We start from the raw sequence: 17,294 nt of genomic DNA, 5'->3' as shown, positions 1-17,294 counted from the left end.
TTTACACCGCATACCCGATCACATCCTGCTGCTGCTCCCCCAGCCCCGCAATCCCGAGCCGCAAGGTATCGCCCTTCTTCAGGAATTTCTGCGGCTTGCGTCCCAGCCCCACTCCCGGCGGCGTGCCGGTGCAGATGATGTCGCCCGGCTCCAGGGTCATGAAGCGCGACAGGTAGCTGACGATCTGCGCCACCGTGAACACCATGGTCGACGTATTGCCTGTCTGCATGCGCTTGCCGTTCACTTCCAGGTACAAATCGAGGTCCTGCACATCCAGCACTTCATCGCGCGTGACCAGCCACGGGCCGACCGGGCCGAAGGTGTCGCAGCCTTTGCCCTTGTCCCACTGGCTGCCCATCTCCATCTGGAACGCGCGCTCGGAGACGTCGTTGACGACGCAATACCCGGCCACGAAGCTCAGTGCATCTTCCTCCGACACGTACTGCGCGCGGGTGCCGATGACTACGCCCAGCTCGACTTCCCAGTCGGTTTTTTTGGAACCCTTGGGCAGCATGATGGCGTCGTCCGGGCCGTTCAGGCAGGTGATCGCCTTCATGAACACGGGCGGTTCGGTCGGAATCGGTGCACCGATTTCCGCCGCATGATCGGCGTAGTTCATCCCGATGCCGATGAATTTTCCGACCTTCGCAATCGGCACGCCGATGCGCGGGTTGCCGCGCACCAGCGGCAGCGTGGTGTAATCGATCTTCGCGATTTTCTTCAGCGCGCGGTCCGACAGCATGCTGCCATCGATGTCGGCCACCACGCCCGACAGGTCGCGCAGGCGGCCGAATTCGTCAAACAATCCTGGTTTTTCCTTGCCGGGCCTACCGTAGCGAACCAACTTCATATTCATCCTCGCAATCTACATTGAGAGGACATTCTACCGGACGTCTGCGCAGGCAGTACGCGACCACCCCCGGCACCTGCAGCAGCGCCAGTACGCCGAACGCCACCTGGTAGGCCTGAACAGGGAAGCGGCCATTGCCGTCCGGCTGCCACAGGCCGATCACCCAGCCGAAGCCGGCCTGGACGAAGAAGGCGCCGACGAAAATCAGCAGGTTCAGGCAGGTGGCGGCGCGGCCCGTCAAGGCGCGCGGCAGGCACTGCGCAATGATCGCGTACTCGATGCCGGTAATCGTCCCCAGCAGCGTGAACAACACCGACAGCAGGCGCATGCTGGGCGCGTAATTGAGCACGATCGCCAGCTGCACCAGCACGAACAGCGCGACCCCGACAGCGGCCACGTCGAGCGGCGCGATCCCGCGCCGGCCAGCCCACTCGGTCACCATGCCCACCGCGATCGCGCCGAAGATCACGGCCGCCATGCCGAGGTAGAGCAGGTAGGCGACCACCGAATCGCTGTAGTGCGCGACGTCGGCCAGCCAGCGCCCGATCCACAGGCCCTGCACGCCGAAAAACACCATGTGCGGCAGCAGCACCAGCGCAATCGTCTTGCGGAACGCGGGGTCGCGATAAACGTCAAGCAGCGACTGCACGGTCGGCGCCCTGGCGGCGCCCTGTTGCTGCGCGCGCGGCGTCAGCAGCCAGATCAGCGCAGCCACGCAGGCGATCAGCGCGGCCAGCACCACAAACAGGCCGCGCCAGTCGGTGTAGTGCAGCGCCAGGCGCACCGGTAGCGTGGCCGAGGCCGCGCCCAGGCCGCCCACGGCGATCAGGTAGCCGTGCACCGAAGGCAAGCGCGCGGGACTGATCCAGGTCGACACCGCCTTGACGGCCGACATGAAGCAGCCGCCCAGCCCGAAGCCGATGATGGCCCGCGCCACCATCAGCTGCATGAAGCTGGTGCCCTGCGCGAACAGCAGCGCGCCGATGGCAGCGACAATCATCAGCAGCGGCTGCACCTTGCGCGGTCCATAGCGGTCCAGCGCAATCCCGACCGGCAGCTGGACCAGTGCGAACGCAAAGAAGAACGCGCTGGTCAACAGGCCCAGTTGGCCGGGCGTGAGCGCCAGCGCTGCCACCAGGCCGGGCGCCAGCACGGCGTTCACGGCGCGCAGCAGCGACGACAGGTAGTGGCCCAGGGCGAAGGGCAGGAACACGTAGAAGAAGACGGCCACGCCGGACAGGCGCGCCGGCGCCTGCGCCGTTTCCTGATCTGTCGCGGTGCGCTCCATGGCCTTACGCGGCGTCGGGCTGGACGTCGCTCGCGCGCCGGCTGGCCGCCACGATCGGAATCACCCGACCGGCCGGACCATGATGCAGCGCATCGTCCCCCTCCTCTTCGAAGAAAAACTTCTTGCGCCCGAACGCGGGCTTCAGGTGGTCGAGCCAGGTCGCCTGCGCATCGAACCTGGCGAAAAAGGGTTTGCGCACCCAGGCGGGATTCCTAGCTTGCAGGAACTGCAGCGCGAACAGCTTCTCGCCATTGATGGTGACCACGCCATCGATGACGACCTTGCCGGGAAACGCGCTCATCGACGGCCCGCGCACGGTGCGCGACAGGCCCGACACCATCGAATACGCTTCCTGGAAGATGGCGTGCGCACGCGCCAGCGGCAGCGCGAAATAGTCGCTCGGGCCGGTGTCGCGCTCGACGAACATATAGTAGGGAATGGCGCCGAGCCTGACACCGGTGGTCCACAATTCCGCCCAGCTCTTCGGGTCTTCGTTGATGTGGCGGATCAGCGGGCCCTGCATGCGCAAGGTGGCGCCGGTGCCGACAATCCGTTTTACCGCTTGCTGGGCAATCGGATTGCGCAACTCCACCGCATGGTTGTAGTGCCCCATCAAGGCGAGATTTTTGCCGGCCGCGACCACCTTCTCGAACAGTCGCATCAGCTCATCCGCATCCTTGTCCGTCACGAACCGCTGCGGCCAGTACGCCACCGACTTGGTGCCGATGCGGATGTTCTGGATATGCGCCAGTTCGGGCGCCAGCAGCGGCTCGATGAATTCGGCCAGCGAGCGGGTATTCATGATCATCGGGTCACCGCCGGTGAACAGCACGTCGGTGACATCGGGATGGGTGCGCAGGTAGGACACCAGTTCCGTGGTTTCGCGCGCATCGAACTTCATGTCTTCCATGCCGACGAATTGTGGCCAGCGGAAGCAGAAGGTGCAGTACGCATGGCAGGTCTGGCCGGCGCTGGGAAAAAACAGCACGGTCTCCTTGTACTTGTGCTGCAGGCCCTTGAGCGGCGCGTCGTTCACGCGCGGGACGTTGTGCGTCATCTGGCCGGCCGGGTGCGGGTTCATGCGCATGCGGATGCCTTTGACAAAACGCTTGATGACTTCACTGTCGGCGTTACCAAGCACCAGGTCGCGCAATTGTTCGTACTCGCGCGCCGGCAGCATGTCGCGATGTGGGAAGGTCAGGCGGTAGATCGGATCGTCCGGTACGTTGTTCCAGTCGATCAGCTGCTCCATCACATATTCATTCGTGCGAAACGGCAGCACGGTTGATACCACCTGCACCGCTTCCTGCAGGTCAGGGCTCATCCACTGCCACTGGCGCGCCAGGGCAATGGTCTGGCGTGTGTACGGCTTGAACTTCACTTGCGGGTTGGACGTTGGGGTCACGGCAATCTCCAGAACTGAAAAATGACAGGGAAGGAAACACACAGGGCCAAAATTGCCGGCAGGAATGAATGCTATGCGGCAAGTCGAGTTGTCTGGTTGGCGCGGGTCAAACCCTGTTCGGTGTTGCGTGCTGACCACGACCGCGGGTGTCTTGCTTCAGCGCAAAGGCGAGGCAGCATCGCCGCGTACATTACGCAATGCACTCAGGAAACTTTCACCTAACGCACTACTAAGGAGCTGTCATGAAATTGTTTGTCGCTACCCTGTGCCTGGCCCTTGCGTCGGCCGGCGCTGCTGCCAATGAACCGACCGAGAAAGACGCCATCGCCATGGCCGAGCGCGGCGCCGCGCTGGTCAAGGCCAAGGGCAAGGATGAAATGATGAAGCGCATTAATGCCAAGGACCCCGATTTCGTCCAGGGATCGCTGTATGTCGACATGCGCGACGTTAAGACCGGCATCGTGCTGGCGCACCCGTTCAACCCCTCCATTGTCGGCAAAGATCTGACCGATGTGCCCGATGCGAACGGTAAAAAATACCGTCGCGAGATCATCGAAATGGCCGCCGCCAAGGGCAAGGGCTGGGTCGACTACCAATACAAAAACCCGACAACCGGCAAGATTGAACCGAAAACGACCTACATTTTGCTGGTCGACGGTGTGGTGCTGGAAGCGGGTTTGTACAAGAAATAATCCTTGAGGAAGCATCCTCGGCCGCTTGCTGCGGCCATTTTTTTATGGAGTCGACCATGCTGAAGAAATTGCGAATGGGGCCCAAATTGCTGCTGGCGCCGGGACTGGTGCTGGTGTTGCTGATGCTGATGTCGGGGGCAGCCTATTACGGCATGGTGCGCCAGAATGCATCACTGGAAAACATGGTGCAGGTGCGCGCAGCGCGCCTGAAAAGCGCGGCCGACGTGGCCGGCGACGCCAAGCATGCGCACGCCAACATCTACCAGTTGCTGGCGTGGGTGAATGGCAGTTTTGCGCAAGCCAGGTTGACCGCGCTGATCAAGGAAATCCAGCAGAAGCACGCCGCCATCGGCACCCAATTGGCGCAGCTGGCCAGCGTCTCCGATCCGGACGAGCGCAAGCTGGTCGACGCCTCCACGGCCGCGCTGGCGGCTTACCGCAAAGCGGTCGGCGAGACCATCGAAATGGCGCAGGTCGACCAGTCGATTGCCACCAACTCCATGCAGAAGGCCGAAAAGGATTTCGGCGTTTTGAATACCCAGCTGGCGGCGCTGGCGAAACTGGAAAAAACGCTCAGCGAAAACGCCTACGCCGCCACCCGCGCCGAGTTCCGCATGCTGGTAATGAGCATGGCCGCGCTGGTGTTGCTGTCGATTGCGTTGTCGCTGGCGGTAACCATGTTCGTGCGGCGCGCCATGCTGGGGGATATCCGCGCGATTGCCGATGTGGTGACAGAGCTGTCGAGCGGGCGACTGCATGGCGGCGCAGCCAGCAATGGTCGCGACGAAATCGCCGACACCTCGCGCGCGCTCGACCAGACCATCGCCAACCTGACCACCTCGCTGCGCGCCATCATGACGGCGGTCCACTCGATCGACACCGCCTCGCACGAAATCGCCAGCGGCAACCTGGATTTGTCCAGCCGCACCGAGCTGCAGGCCGCCTCGCTCCAGCAAACCGCGAGCACCATGCAGACGCTGACCCTGGCGGTAAAAGACAACGCCAATAACGCGCGCCTGGCAACGGAACTGGCCGCCAGTGCCGCCGGCCTGGCCGCACAGGGCGGCCAGGCGGTCGACCGCGCGGTAACGACAATGGAATCGATCCGCGCCAGTTCGCGCCAGATCGTCGAGATCATCGGCGTCATCGACGGCATCTCGTTCCAGACCAATATCCTGGCCCTGAACGCGGCGGTGGAAGCGGCGCGCGCGGGCGAACAGGGACGCGGCTTCGCAGTGGTGGCGTCGGAAGTGCGCACGCTGGCGCAGCGCTCGGCGGCAGCGGCCAGGGAAATCAAGGCGCTCATTGCCGCGTCGGTGCAGATCATCGACGGCGGCAGCGCGTCGGTCAACGATGCGGGCAGCAGCATGGGCACCATCGTCGCGTCGGTGCAGCAGGTGAACGACATCATTGCGCGCATCAGCCTGGCCAGCACCGAGCAGGCCGAGGGCATCGCCGAAGTCAATCGGGCGGTCGGCCAGATGGACGACATGACGCAGCAAAATGCGGCCCTGGTCGAAGAGGCCGCCGCCGCGGCGCAAAGCCTGCATGACCAGACCGTGAACCTGGCGCAGGCGGTAGCAATTTTCCAGATCGACGGCGAGGCGCCGGCACAGGCCGTAGCGCCAACCGAGCGGCGTGCACCGGGCAGCGGGATGCGCGGCACCAAGTCGGCGCTGGAACACACGCCGGCACGGCGCAAGGTAGCTTAGCTGGCGAGCGCGCGCGCATAGTCGCGCGGTGCGCACCCCATGACGCGCTTGAACGCCGTGCTGAACGCGCTCTCCGACGCGTAACCGAGCGCCGGCGCGATCACGCCAATGGCATCGCGCGAGGAGCGCAAGCGGTCCGCCGCCAGCAGCATGCGCCAGCGCGTGAGGTAATCGATCGGCGCTTCGCCCACCCGTTCCCTGAAACGCAGCGCGAAGGTGGAGCGCGACATGGCGGCGATGTCGGCCAGGGCCGCAAGGGTCCACTTGCGCGCCGGGTCGCCGTGCAGCGCGTTCAGCGCCGCGCCGACCTGCTTGTCGCCGAGCGCGTAAATCCAGCCGACACCGGCAGCGGGGCCCTGCGCCAGGAACAGGCGCAGGGCCTGCAACAGCATCAGGTGAATCAGGTGCCGGGCGATCAGGAAGCCGCCCGGCTGGGGCACGCGCAACTCCTGCATGATGCGTTCGATCGAGCTGCGCAAGGCGGCGCGGTCGGTCTCCTGGCGGATGTGCACCAGCGGCGGCAGCACACCGAGCAGGATGTCTGCATGCGGGCCCTCGAAGGCGAAATAGCCGCCCAGGCCAAACACCTCGCCGCCACCATTGATCTTCACCACCCCGCCTTCTTCGACGGTGGGGAAGACGTCGCAGGCGTCCGCGCTTGCTGCGCCCGGCGCACTGGTCAGGCGCGAGGCGTGCCCGCGTGGCAGCAGCACGCAGTCGCCCGCTTCGAGCAGCACACTTGACCCACCTTGCACGCCCTCCAACGTGAGCCAGACCTGGCCTGACAGAACCGCGTAGCAGTTGATGCCGCGGTGTTCGGCGAAGCGGATGCCCCAATCGCCGCCGGCATCGATGCCACGGAACATATAGCTGGCAGGTTTCAGCAGGGACAGAACGTCGGACAAGGCATCCACAGGTTTTCCGGACGATGGCAAAGATATTCCAGACTTTAGCGTATGGATCGTTCGCCAGCAAGCACGTACGATGCACGCTCCTGTCCCTTTACGGAGTATCGCCATGCCCCTGCCCGCCGGTCCACCGCTCGCCCTGACGCTGTTCGGCCTCCTTCTGTTGCTGTGCATGGTGCCCGCGTGGCGCCAGGCGCGGCGCGACCCGCGCACGATCCGCGGCGTCGGCGTGTGGACCAAACCGCTCAAATTCCTGGCGGCGCTGGCGCTGTTTGCCTTCACCACCGCGGTCCTGATGCTGGCCGCGCGCGACGCCGCGCCGGCTACCTTGTGGCGCATCGCGGCGCTGGTCATGGCCACGTCGGCATTCGAGGCGATCTACATCGCCGTGCAGGCAAGCCGCGCCGAACCGTCCCACTACAACACCAGCGACGCACTGCATTCGGCCCTGACGGTCGCGATGGCGCTCGGCGCCATCGGTTTGACCGCATCACAAGCCTGGCTGGGCTGGGTGATCGTGCGCGTCAACCCCGACTGGCTGTCTTCGGTCGCCGTGCTGGGCGCGGTGACGGGCCTGTTCATGACGTGGGTGCTGGCCACGCTGAGCGGCTTTATGCTCGGTGGCCGGCGCGCACCGCCCGGGCCGGGACTGCCGCTGGTGGGCTGGCAGCGCCGCGGCGACCTGCGCCCGGCGCATTTCCTGGGTGTGCATGCGCAGCAGATCGTGCCGCTGCTCGGCCTGTGCTGCGCGCGCCTGCCGGCCAGCGCCGCGCATGCCGGCTTTGCGGCGCTGGCGCTTGGGTACGTGCTGGCCTGGGCGGCGCTGACGCGCCGGGAGCTGCACCATACCGGCGTGCACAGCCTGTAAGCTGGGCTAGACTTGGCATTTTCCACCTTCATGAAAGCGCCGCGATGCGTGCCATTCTTCGACAATTCATGCTGCCCGCTCTGCTGTTCGCCTGCCTGCCGGCGGGCGCCGCGGCCGACCATGCATACGGCGCCGCCCCCCTGCAAACGCTCGACTTCTGGCGGCCGGCCGCAAGCACGCCCGCGCCCCTGATCGTGTTCGTCCACGGCGGCGGCTGGAAGCGCGGCGACAAGACCAGCGCCACCGGTGCCGACAAGGTCGCGCATTTTACGGACGCCGGCTACGCCTTCGCCTCCATCAATTACCGGCTGGTGCCGGGCGCCAGCGTCGAACAGCAGGCCGCCGACGTGGCCTCGTCCCTGTCCTGGCTGAAGGACCATGCCGCGCCGATGGGCATCGATCCGGCCCGCATCGTCCTGATGGGCCATAGCGCCGGAGCGCACCTGGTGGCGCTGGTCGGCACCGATCCGCGCTACCTGGCGGCGGCCGGCCTGACGCTGGCGGACCTGCGCGGCGTGATTGCGCTCGATGGCGCGGCCTACGATGTCGCGCGCCAGGTCGACGCCGCCGGCCCCCTGATGCGGCGCACGTATGCAGAGGCGTTCGGCACCGATCCGCTGCGCCAGCGCGCCCTGTCGCCGACACTGCAGGCGGCGGCGCCGAATGCGCCAGCCTTCCTGCTGCTGCACGTCGACCGTGCCGACGGCAAGGTGCAGGCCGAGGGCCTGGCTGGCGCGCTCGCGCAGGCCGGCACCCAGGTCGATGTGAAAAGCGTGGGCGGCTCCGGCTTGCGCGGCCATATGGATTTGAACACCTCGCTGGGCAGCGCCAGCTATCCGGCCACCGCACTGGTCGACGACTGGCTGCGCAAGCTGCTGCGCAGCCGATAGACGTTCAGCGAAACGGCCGGCTCACCCAGGGCGAGCCGGCCAGCCCGAACCGCCACGGCATCTCGACCGCTTTCGAAATGCCGATGCGCGCTCCCGTCACCACGTCCACCGCCCCGGCTGGCGCCAGCAACACAAATGGCGCAGCCGCCAGCGCCGCCCCGTTCAGCGCGCGCGTCACTGCCAGCGCCTGCGCCAGCTTGCCGGGACCGGAACACAGCTTGCGCAGATCCGCGCTTCCGCGGCGCAGCATCATCCGCTCGATGCCGCTTACCGGCTCGAGCGCGCGGATCAGTACCCCGGCGCCGTGCCCGGCCTCGCGGCAGACAAAATTGAGGCACCAGTGGATGCCGTGCGACAGGTAAACGTAGGCGTGCGCGGGCGGTCCGAACATGGCCAGATTGCGCTCGGTGGGACCGGCAAAACTGTGCGAGGCCGGATCGGCGCGGTCATAGGCTTCGGTTTCGACGATGCGCCCGCCGACCCCGTCCAACAGCAGCGTCGCGCCAATCAGCTGGCGCGCCACCTGGTGCGCATCGGCATGCCAGTCGATGCCGGCGAGTTGTTTTTCAGTCATGCATGCATTCTAAAGCCAGGCGTGTGACCCGCTGTTCTGTCCGATCCGCCCCACATCGGCCATCAGGCATAAAATGCCGCTGGGCAACAGTGACAGGGTGGTTTATAGTAACAATCCCGTTCGATTTTTCGAACAGCAACTAATTAGCGATCCATGTCCCCAGCCGCCGTCCTCGAGCGTACCAGCACACCTGTTCCTGCCGTTTCCACGCAGAGTCAGGTCGATGAATTGCTGCGTTCGATCCGCATTCCGCCACGGCCCAGCCTGCTGGCGGACATGCAGCGCGAGCTGACTGCCGCGGAGCCGTCGCCGATGGCGATTGGCCAGATCGTCGCCAGCGACGCCGGCATGTCGGGCGCGCTGCTGAAACTGGCCAATTCGGCGCTGTTTGGCGGCGCACGCCAGTCGAAATCGGTGAACCAGGCCATCAGTTTCCTCGGTGTGAACCAGGTGGCGTCCCTGATGACCGGGCTGCTGGCGCGCCAGTCCATCCCGGCCGAGGGCGCGGCCCTGGCCGATTTCTGGGAAACCTCGTCGCGCCGCGCCGTGGCGATGGTGTTCCTGGCGCGCCGCCTGCGCATCGGCACCCCGGACGTGGCGCACACTTTCGGCCTGTTCTGCGACACCGGCATGGCGCTGCTGACGGCCCGCTTTCCCGACTACGCCGCGACCTTCGACGCCGCCTGCCTCGAGCCGGTGCGTCCGTTCACGGACATAGAAGATGAACGGCATGCGACCAACCACGCGGCCATCGGGTCGCTGCTGGCGCGCAGCTGGGGCTTGTCGAGCGACGTGGCGTGGGCGATTTTGCACCACCACGATTACAGCGTGATCGACGACGACGCCACGCCGGACGCGGTGCGTTCGCTGGTCGCGCTGTCGCTGCTGGCCAACCGCGCCATCGACCAGTACCGCGGCAACGCCAGCTCGCACGAGTGGGGCAAGGGCGGAGAACGCGCCTGCGCCTATCTCGCGCTGCAGGAAGACGAAACCACCGACCTGCTCGACCAGTTGCACGACATGTTCCACCAGTCCGCCTAGTTTCGGAACGCGCTTTACACGGCATCGGCCGAGGACGATACTCCTTGCAGTAACGCTGCGGAGGATGCATGAAAACCTGGTCGTTGTTGTTCCTGATATCGCTCATTTTCTTGCCCGGCTGCGCCAGCATGGCGCCGCACCAGGCGCCGCCGCCGGCGCCACTGTTTGCCGACGCGGCTTTCCGGCCGCCGTCCGGCCCCGTCGATGCCGACGATCTGTTCACCCTTTCCCCGTCCATGCGCGCCTATTTACGCACGCCGGCCTTTGCCAGCGCGCTGCGCCAGAAAGGCGCGGTCCAAGGCCTGGTCGATGCCCTGTACCGCAAGGGCGCGTTGCAAATCCAGTACGATGCCAGCAGCACCCGCACGGCTGCGCAGACCTTCGATGCGCGCGCCGGCAATTGCCTGTCGCTGGTGGTCATGACGGCCGCGTTTGCGCGCGAACTGGGTTTGTCGGTGCGCCTGCAAAGCGTGGCCGTGGACGACAGCTGGAGCCGCGCCAACGGCTTGTACCTGGTCAGCGCGCACATTAACCTGGCCCTGGGCCCGCCGCCCGGCGAGCGCGTGGGCATCGCGTCCAGCGCGGCCATGACGGTGGTCGACTTCGTGCCGCAACAGGACGCCGCCGCCTTCCCCGCGGTGCCGGTCCACGAGGACGAGGTCGCCGCCATGTTCCTCAACAATCGCGCTGCCGAGGCGCTGGTGGACAACCGCATCGACGACGCCTACTGGTGGGCCCGCGCCGCGCTACTGAAACGGCCTTCGGTGCTTGCCGCGTACAACACGCTGGCGGTGATCTACCAGCGCCATGGCGACCTGGCGCGGGCAGAAGCGGTGTACCGCGCGGCGCTGGTGCGCGAGCCGGAAAACCTGGTTGTGCTGCGCAACCTCGAACCGGTGCTGACCAGCCTGGGCAAACACGCCGAGGCGCAAGCGCTAGTGCAACGGCTGGCCGCGATCGAACCGACGCCGCCGTTTTATTTTTTCCAGCGCGGCGTGAAAGCCTACGAACAGGGCGATTATGCCGAGGCCAGGGCGCTGTTTGCACGCGAAGTGAAACGCATGCCCTACTACGACGAATTCCACTTCTGGCTGGCGCTGGCGTACCTGCGACTGGGCGAGAGCGAGCACGCGCGCACGCAACTGGCGCTGGCGTCCGAGACCAGCACGCGCGGCGCGACGCGCGATTTGTATTCCGCCAAGCTGGCGCATTTGCGCAGTTTGCGCAGCCGCGAAGGCGGGGTACGGTTTCGCTGATTCGACAGTATCAGTACAGTATCAGTCACCAAGCGCCCGGTTTCGCGCAAGGCGGCGCACCTAAAATGGTTTCACAGACAATCATTGAAAGCACGCCGATGCACACACAAACCGAATCCCTGCGGCTGGCCATCGTCGGTGGCGGCATTTCCGGCCTCGCCACTGCCTACGCGCTGATGAAACAGGCGCGCCCCGGCGACCGCCCCTTGCAGATCGACCTGTTCGAACGCAAGTCCGTCCTCGGTGGGAACGCCGACACCGTCGTCGTCGACCTGGGCGACTACATCGACGGCAGCGGCCAGCCGCACGCCTACCTGCGCTGGGCCGATCTGGGCGTGAACGACGTCAACCTGACCACCTACGTCAAACTGAAAGCCATCATGGAAGACATCGGCTACCTGGTGCACATGAAGCCGCTGCAGGACACCACCAGTTACTTCAACGCCGCCGGCACGCTGGCGCTGACCGACGATGGCGCGCTGCGCGACGGCGTCAGCAATCCCCGCTTCGCGCTGGCCAATGCCGACGCGCACCTGCTGGCGCCCCTGATCGAGGTGGTACACCGCAGCGCGATCAACCTGCTGCCGACCATCAAGGCGGAATACACGGTGGCGAATTTTTTCAACGCCTGTGTCGCGCAGCCGTCGGCCATGCTGGGCAAGGCCGCGATGCAGCTGAAAATTGCCATCGACTGGCAGGATCCGCAGCTGGGCAAACGCCTGGCCACGGTGCGCGACGCGATCTACTATCCGCGCATCGCCGCCATGTATTTTACCGACGAGCGCGGCCCGGGCACCTTGCCGCTGTCCTCACCCTTCGAGTATTACCTCCTGCAGGAAGGCGGGAGCAACGCCGCCCCGGCGGACCGGCGCTACTTTGAGCACGGCGCCCAGAAGTGGCTCGAAGCGCTGGGCACCTGGCTGGTGGCGCACAGCGGCGATCAGGTCAGCTTCGCCATCCACTGCGAAGCCCCGGTGCAGGTGCAGGTGGAAGCGGGCCGCGTTACGCTGTCCGGCCCCCACCTGGCGCCGACAGCGTACGACCTGTGCATGCTGGCCACCCACGCCGACGACACCCTCAAGCTGCTGCATTTCGACGACAACATGGGCGGCTGGCGCCAGAAGATCCATGCCGTGCTGCACCAGGTGCGCTACACGCGCGGCTACGGCGTGTGCCACACCTGGACCGGCAAGCTGCCGGCCGACCAGGCCCTGTGGCGCACCTACAATGTGCTGCAGCGCCCCGCCACCGACACCAGCTTTCCATACCGCATGAGTTATGTCGAGAACCTGCACCAGAACGACCCGGTCAACCCGCAGTACTCGCGTGCCGGCCTGCCGCTGTTCCTCATTTCGATGGTCAAGTCGCTCGACGAAATTCCCGAATACGCCATGCTGGACCGGGTGCGCGACACCGGGCGCGTCGACCCGTCCATGTATGCCGCCCTGCCGCGCGCCACCCAGCGCCAGCTGCGTGGCGAACTGCCGCAGTCGGGCTACCGGGCGCCGGTCGAAGCGGTGCACGCCAGGTATTCGAACAAGGCCTGGGCCGTCTTCAAGCACAACGTCCTCGATGCCGCGTGCCTGGCCGCCCAGGTCAGCATCGACCACTGCAACAAGGCAGTGTCGGCCCACCTCGGCCTGGGCGTAAAGCCGGAATGCGCGCTGCTGTTCGGCGGCGGCTGGACGCGCGGCGCGGGACTGCAGGAACAGTGCATCGACCAGTCGCAGCGGATCGCCGCCTGGATGCTGCCGGCGCTGCGCGCTACGACAACGCCAGCAGCGACGCCAGGCGCGCACGCCACAGCGGCATGACCCAGGCCAGGCCCAGCGCCTCGCCCTGCGCGACCATTGTGCGCAGGGCGGGAGCGGCAGTTGGCTCAGTGAGCCACATGGCGCCGGCACGCGCCAGCGCAATGTGGTGCGTCGCCCATGGACTGGCCTCCAGCGCAACGCTGGCGGCAAAGCGGTCGGCCAGCGCCAGCACGGTGTCCACCCGGCCATGCAGCAAGCCGCTTTCGATCGCGTTCACATAATATCGATAGGCATTGTGGGCCACGCAGCCCTGGTCGAGCAGGGCCTGCGCCTGCGCGAGGCGGGCCACGCCGGCTGCTGCGTCGGGTTCGACCAGCGCCAGCGTCGACAGCACCCACGGCCCGATGAATTTGTGCAGCTTGTTACGCTCGACCGCGTCCCAGCTGGCCAGCGCCAGCGCGTACGCGGCGTCGCCCTGCCCTTCCAGCAGCAGCACGCGCACCATGCTCTCGTTGAGGAAGGGTTCGAAGCGACTGGCGCCGATGGCGCCAGTGGTCGCCAGTCCCAGCTCCACCTGCTGGCGCGCCTGCGCCACGCGCCCGAGCGACAGCAGCGCCCAGCCGGCCGTCAGGCGCGAAACGATTTCGGCGCGCCGGTTGCCCACCTTGCGCCCCAGTTCGGCCGACGCCAGCGCATCGGTCAGCGCGCCCTCGGTTTCGTTCAGGTAGATGCGCGCGGTGCCCAGCATGAAGCGGTTCGACGCTTCGATATCGGCCAGGCCGTGCGCTTCGCACAGGGCCAGGCAGTCGCGAAAATAACCGTGCGCCGTGACGATGCGGCCCTGCGCATAGTACGAGTCGCCGATGCCCGACAGCGCGCGCGCGGCCGTATCCGGCTGCTGCGCATGACGCTGCGACAGTTCGTGCAACTGGCGCGCGCGGGTGAAATTTCCGGCCGGGAAATAGATATTCCCTTTCAGGTAGTACAGCTCGGCCAGGCCATCGTCGACGCCGGCCGCGCGCGCGGCCGCGAGGGCGTCGTCGATCAGCGCCTCTTCGGCCACCAGGTCTTCCAGCACATTGAGCGCCGTCGCCAGGCCGATCACGGCGGCCACGCGTTGCTGCTGGCCTTGTGCCAGGTCCAGCGCTGCGCTGAAAGCCGCTTTGGCGCGCTGGGTCTGGCCCATCTTGGCGTGGCAGCGCCCGCTGGCCAGCTGCACGCGGTACGCATCGACCGGCTGGTCGGCAATGCGCTGGACCAGCTCGAGCAGGTCGAGCGCCTGCGCGTACTGGTGCGCCGCCATCTGCGCGTCGATGGCGGCCAGCAGGGCCGCCGCCGCATCCGGGTGGTGCGCCTTGTACAGGTGGCGAGCCTGCAGCTGAGGGTCGATGCTGGCGTAGCTGGCGGCCAGCGCCACGTGGATCTCATCGCGCTGGCCCGGCGGGATCGCCTCGTATATGCCCTGCATGACCAGGTCGTGCACGAAGGCGTAATTGTCGCGGTCCAGCGGGCGCACGATGAACTGGCGCACGCAGTCAAACACCGTGTGCTCGGGCGCCTGCAGCACGGCGCGCAAGAACGACAGCGAAAAATACTGGCCGATGGCCGCCGCCACGCGCACGCCGCGGCGCTGCTCGGGCGCGAGCAGATCGAGCTTGGCCTGCACCAGATTTTTCAGCGTGCCGGGCAAGGCGGCGCTGGGGCCGGCCAGCAGCAGCTGGGTGAGAAACAGCGGATTGCCTTGCGCGCGCGCGACGCATAGCGCATGGAATTGCGGATCGGCGTCGATGGCATGGCGCGCCATCTGCAGCGCATCCTGCGCGCGCAAGGTGCACAGATCGAGCATCGTCACTGGCAAGCCGTTCAGGTACGGGCGCAGGGTGTGTTCGAGCGGGTCGTTCTCGAAGCGCGAAGAGAGCAGCCAGATCACCGGGGCATCCTGCACGTCCGGCATCAGCGCGACCAGCAGCGCGATCAGTTCCGGGGATGACCAGTGGATATCTTCCAGCACGATCAACTGGGGGCGTTCGACGGCGCAGCGCAAAATGAGTTCGCGCACGGCGTCGATCTGCGCCGCCGCGCGCGCCGCGTGCGCCATCGCGCCGAACACGGTGGCGGCCTCAAACGGCTGGGGCATGCCGAGAATGGCGCGCAGGTGCATGCACGCGTCCATCGGCAGCCGGCATGCGGCGACCTGCTCGCTCAATTGGGCTTCCTGCAACGGGCCGTCGGGCAGGCCCAGCAGGCTGCGCACCAGTTGCCCGAGAGGCGTGGCGTCGCCGCGCACGCCGAAGTCGAGCACCATCGCCACATGCGCGACGACGGCATTCTGGCGCGCGATCTCGATGAACTCCTGCAACAGCCGGCTCTTGCCGATGCCGGCCACGCCGCGCAGGTACAGGATGTGGCCATATTGGTAGGCCAGCGTGGTTTCCAGCGTGGCCTTGAACTGCTGTACTTCGACCATGCGCCCGATCAGCGGATAGGTCGCCGTGCGCAAACCATGGCGCTCGTGGCTGACGCGCCATACATCGCCCGCGTAGCCGGTCGGTTCGAACACGAAGCGCTCGCCCAGTTCGGCGCCGAGGGTGCGTTCGACGTACACCGGCACGGGCGCTGCGCCACTGCGCCCGCGCGGCAACAATCCGCGCGGGCTGACAGCGTCGTCTTCTGCCGTTTGCGGCCATTGGCGCGGGCGCACCACCAGCGCGGCAGGTTCGCCTTGCAATCTGTCGGCCACGTGCAGCGCGCACTGCAGGCAGCGCACGGCGTCGCTGCCGTAGGCGCGCGGCATGCCGAAGATGGCGCTGTCGTCGCCTTGCGCGACGCCGCCGAACTGTTCGAATGTGGCGCGCACGGCGCCTGTCTGTTCCGGCGTCAGGGTGCCATCGAGCACCAGTTGCAGTGCCAGCACGCTGCGCTGCTCGACATCGGCGGGCAGCGCAGCGGCGTGACCAGGCTGCGCTGCCAGCGGTGCCAGCAGCAGTTCATCGAGTCCGGTTCGATAGATGCGCGCCAAATGGCTGGCGGTACGGTACAGCACGGATTTGCCGGTCTCGGCGCGCTTGATGGAGGCGATCGAGACACACAGTTTGCTGGCCATGCACAGCTGCGCCAATCCGTCCTGGCTCAGGCCCAGTTGTTTGCGCAGCGTTTTGAGCTGGTGCTGATTGAGAACGACCTTGCCGTCGCCGGGCGCGTCGTACCTGGATTCTGCTGCGTGCGTCATTGCGGCCCTGTCGACCAGTGATGTTTGCTTATAAACATTGTGCCATTGCGCTCATGCATGACCAAGCAGTCGACGCCACCAGCAGCGATATTGCAACAAGTTCATGCTGACGATGCGACGCATCACTGTCCCTTCTTCAGCAAGATCAGCATATTCCGATGGCGGGCGTCGAAAATGCGCGCCATGTAGCGGTCGACGAGCAGCAACTCGGCAAGCCGTCCGCCAATGGCACGATAGGTGACGCGATCGGTGTACAGGGTACCGTTCGACACTGCGCTGACAATGTGCTGGTGGCGAAACGACTTCATCGGTCCGTTGAGCATCTCGTCGATGAAGTACGCATTCGGTTTGACCTCCGCAATGCGCACCCGCCACTTGGCTGGAATGCACCAGAACATCCAGTGCCAGAACTGGAATTCGCGTCCTTGTTCAATGCGCAGGTCGGCAATGTTGACACTGCCAACCGGCCGAACCGGCTCCGGAAATATCTTGGGGAAGTTTGCGCCATCAAGGCAAAACGCGAAAACCTCTTCGGGGGTGCAATTGGGAATGATGGTGGCGCGTTCCAGTATTGGCATGTCGGCTATTCAGTCAGTCAGGTTTGCGGCAAGGTCGGTGGCGGCATTCGCAGGTTGCGCAGGCCGGGGGCAGTGCCCACCGCCCGACACGAACTGAACATTGAATGTCGATTTGCGCGGCGGCGTTGGTCGCCCTGGATGACACCGTGTATGGATGTGGACACTGGCCCAAAGCGACGAGTGATGTTTGGTTATAAACATTGTGCCATTGCGCTCATGCATGTCCAAGCAGTCGATGCTGCCAGAAGC

General features: G+C 65.8%; 14 protein-coding genes. 7 read left to right on the top strand and 7 right to left on the bottom strand.

What is annotated here, in order from left to right; genetic code table 11:
• Position 1 precedes the first annotated feature (1 nt).
• Genes V6M87_RS13615 through V6M87_RS13605 form a run of 3 tightly spaced genes read right to left on the bottom strand, consistent with a single transcriptional unit; the run spans position 2 to position 3,462 of the window.
• Positions 2 to 850: a fumarylacetoacetate hydrolase family protein gene (locus V6M87_RS13615; RefSeq protein ID WP_332877180.1), complete on the bottom strand. Its 849-nt coding sequence runs from the start codon at positions 848 to 850 to the stop codon at positions 2 to 4.
• Entirely contained in the window at positions 828 to 2,138 is a 1,311-nt protein-coding gene (locus tag V6M87_RS13610) for an MFS transporter (protein ID WP_332877179.1), read from the bottom strand. Before V6M87_RS13610 ends, V6M87_RS13615 begins: the two co-directional genes overlap by 23 nt.
• Positions 2,139 to 2,142: 4 nt before the next feature.
• Positions 2,143 to 3,462, bottom strand: coding sequence for a KamA family radical SAM protein (locus V6M87_RS13605; protein WP_442920592.1), 1,320 nt, complete (start codon positions 3,460 to 3,462; stop codon positions 2,143 to 2,145).
• A 323-nt stretch (positions 3,463 to 3,785) separates the two neighbouring features.
• Here V6M87_RS13605 and V6M87_RS13600 point away from each other — a divergent pair, with 323 nt between their 5' ends.
• A complete protein-coding gene (locus V6M87_RS13600) occupies positions 3,786 to 4,235 on the top strand; it encodes a cache domain-containing protein (RefSeq protein ID WP_332877177.1) in 450 nt (149 codons plus the stop codon).
• 56 nt (positions 4,236 to 4,291) lie between these two features.
• Complete coding sequence (locus V6M87_RS13595) at positions 4,292 to 5,947, top strand: methyl-accepting chemotaxis protein (RefSeq protein WP_332877176.1); 1,656 nt, start codon at positions 4,292 to 4,294, stop codon at positions 5,945 to 5,947.
• Here V6M87_RS13595 and V6M87_RS13590 read toward each other — a convergent pair.
• Positions 5,944 to 6,861: an AraC family transcriptional regulator gene (locus V6M87_RS13590; RefSeq protein WP_332877175.1), complete on the bottom strand. Its 918-nt coding sequence runs from the start codon at positions 6,859 to 6,861 to the stop codon at positions 5,944 to 5,946. The genes V6M87_RS13595 and V6M87_RS13590 overlap by 4 nt on opposite strands.
• 103 nt (positions 6,862 to 6,964) lie before the next feature.
• Here V6M87_RS13590 and V6M87_RS13585 point away from each other — a divergent pair, with 103 nt between their 5' ends.
• Positions 6,965 to 7,723: a hypothetical protein gene (locus V6M87_RS13585; protein WP_332877174.1), complete on the top strand. Its 759-nt coding sequence runs from the start codon at positions 6,965 to 6,967 to the stop codon at positions 7,721 to 7,723.
• 68 nt (positions 7,724 to 7,791) lie between these two features.
• Positions 7,792 to 8,613 carry an alpha/beta hydrolase gene (locus tag V6M87_RS13580; protein WP_332877173.1) on the top strand — a complete coding sequence of 274 codons (822 nt, stop codon included), beginning with the start codon at positions 7,792 to 7,794 and terminating at the stop codon, positions 8,611 to 8,613.
• Between the two features lie 4 nt (positions 8,614 to 8,617).
• Here the strand turns inward: V6M87_RS13580 and V6M87_RS13575 are convergent, their stop codons facing one another.
• The gene (locus V6M87_RS13575) at positions 8,618 to 9,187 is read right to left on the bottom strand and encodes a DNA-3-methyladenine glycosylase (protein ID WP_332877172.1); all 570 of its coding nucleotides are present in this window, start codon (positions 9,185 to 9,187) and stop codon (positions 8,618 to 8,620) included.
• Between the two features lie 153 nt (positions 9,188 to 9,340).
• Between V6M87_RS13575 and V6M87_RS13570 the strand changes: the two genes are divergently transcribed.
• From V6M87_RS13570 to V6M87_RS13560, 3 genes are all read left to right on the top strand, one after another.
• Positions 9,341 to 10,228, top strand: coding sequence for an HDOD domain-containing protein (locus tag V6M87_RS13570; protein ID WP_332877171.1), 888 nt, complete (start codon positions 9,341 to 9,343; stop codon positions 10,226 to 10,228).
• A 68-nt stretch (positions 10,229 to 10,296) separates the two neighbouring features.
• The gene (locus tag V6M87_RS13565) at positions 10,297 to 11,484 is read left to right on the top strand and encodes a tetratricopeptide repeat protein (RefSeq protein WP_332877170.1); all 1,188 of its coding nucleotides are present in this window, start codon (positions 10,297 to 10,299) and stop codon (positions 11,482 to 11,484) included.
• 98 nt (positions 11,485 to 11,582) lie between these two features.
• Entirely contained in the window at positions 11,583 to 13,298 is a 1,716-nt protein-coding gene (locus V6M87_RS13560) for an NAD(P)-binding protein (protein WP_332877169.1), read from the top strand.
• Here V6M87_RS13560 and V6M87_RS13555 read toward each other — a convergent pair.
• Complete coding sequence (locus V6M87_RS13555; protein ID WP_332877168.1) at positions 13,249 to 16,467, bottom strand: AAA family ATPase; 3,219 nt, start codon at positions 16,465 to 16,467, stop codon at positions 13,249 to 13,251. The two genes, V6M87_RS13560 and V6M87_RS13555, sit on opposite strands and share 50 nt — an antisense overlap.
• Positions 16,468 to 16,589: 122 nt before the next feature.
• A complete protein-coding gene (locus V6M87_RS13550) occupies positions 16,590 to 17,045 on the bottom strand; it encodes an SRPBCC family protein (RefSeq protein WP_332877167.1) in 456 nt (151 codons plus the stop codon).
• Positions 17,046 to 17,294 lie beyond the last annotated feature (249 nt).

The organism is Massilia sp. S19_KUP03_FR1 (assembly GCF_036688685.1).
Taxonomy (GTDB): Bacteria; Pseudomonadota; Gammaproteobacteria; order Burkholderiales; family Burkholderiaceae_D; genus JALYUM01.
The sequence above is the reverse complement of the archived record's forward strand: the minus strand, read 5'-3'. Positions and strand labels throughout refer to the sequence as shown.

What these genes read in the sequence shown, in the direction of transcription:
- V6M87_RS13615 (WP_332877180.1), bottom strand. Translation starts at nt 850, where the DNA reads ATGAAGTTGGTTCGCTACGGTAGGCCCGGCAAGGAAAAACCAGGATTG.
- V6M87_RS13610 (WP_332877179.1), bottom strand. Translation starts at nt 2,138, where the DNA reads ATGGAGCGCACCGCGACAGATCAGGAAACGGCGCAGGCGCCGGCGCGC.
- V6M87_RS13605 (WP_442920592.1), bottom strand. Translation starts at nt 3,462, where the DNA reads ATGAGCCCTGACCTGCAGGAAGCGGTGCAGGTGGTATCAACCGTGCTG.
- V6M87_RS13600 (WP_332877177.1), top strand. Translation starts at nt 3,786, where the DNA reads ATGAAATTGTTTGTCGCTACCCTGTGCCTGGCCCTTGCGTCGGCCGGC.
- V6M87_RS13595 (WP_332877176.1), top strand. Translation starts at nt 4,292, where the DNA reads ATGCTGAAGAAATTGCGAATGGGGCCCAAATTGCTGCTGGCGCCGGGA.
- V6M87_RS13585 (WP_332877174.1), top strand. Translation starts at nt 6,965, where the DNA reads ATGCCCCTGCCCGCCGGTCCACCGCTCGCCCTGACGCTGTTCGGCCTC.
- V6M87_RS13580 (WP_332877173.1), top strand. Translation starts at nt 7,792, where the DNA reads ATGCTGCCCGCTCTGCTGTTCGCCTGCCTGCCGGCGGGCGCCGCGGCC.
- V6M87_RS13575 (WP_332877172.1), bottom strand. Translation starts at nt 9,187, where the DNA reads ATGACTGAAAAACAACTCGCCGGCATCGACTGGCATGCCGATGCGCAC.
- V6M87_RS13570 (WP_332877171.1), top strand. Translation starts at nt 9,341, where the DNA reads ATGTCCCCAGCCGCCGTCCTCGAGCGTACCAGCACACCTGTTCCTGCC.
- V6M87_RS13565 (WP_332877170.1), top strand. Translation starts at nt 10,297, where the DNA reads ATGAAAACCTGGTCGTTGTTGTTCCTGATATCGCTCATTTTCTTGCCC.
- V6M87_RS13560 (WP_332877169.1), top strand. Translation starts at nt 11,583, where the DNA reads ATGCACACACAAACCGAATCCCTGCGGCTGGCCATCGTCGGTGGCGGC.
- V6M87_RS13555 (WP_332877168.1), bottom strand. Translation starts at nt 16,467, where the DNA reads ATGACGCACGCAGCAGAATCCAGGTACGACGCGCCCGGCGACGGCAAG.
- V6M87_RS13550 (WP_332877167.1), bottom strand. Translation starts at nt 17,045, where the DNA reads ATGCCAATACTGGAACGCGCCACCATCATTCCCAATTGCACCCCCGAA.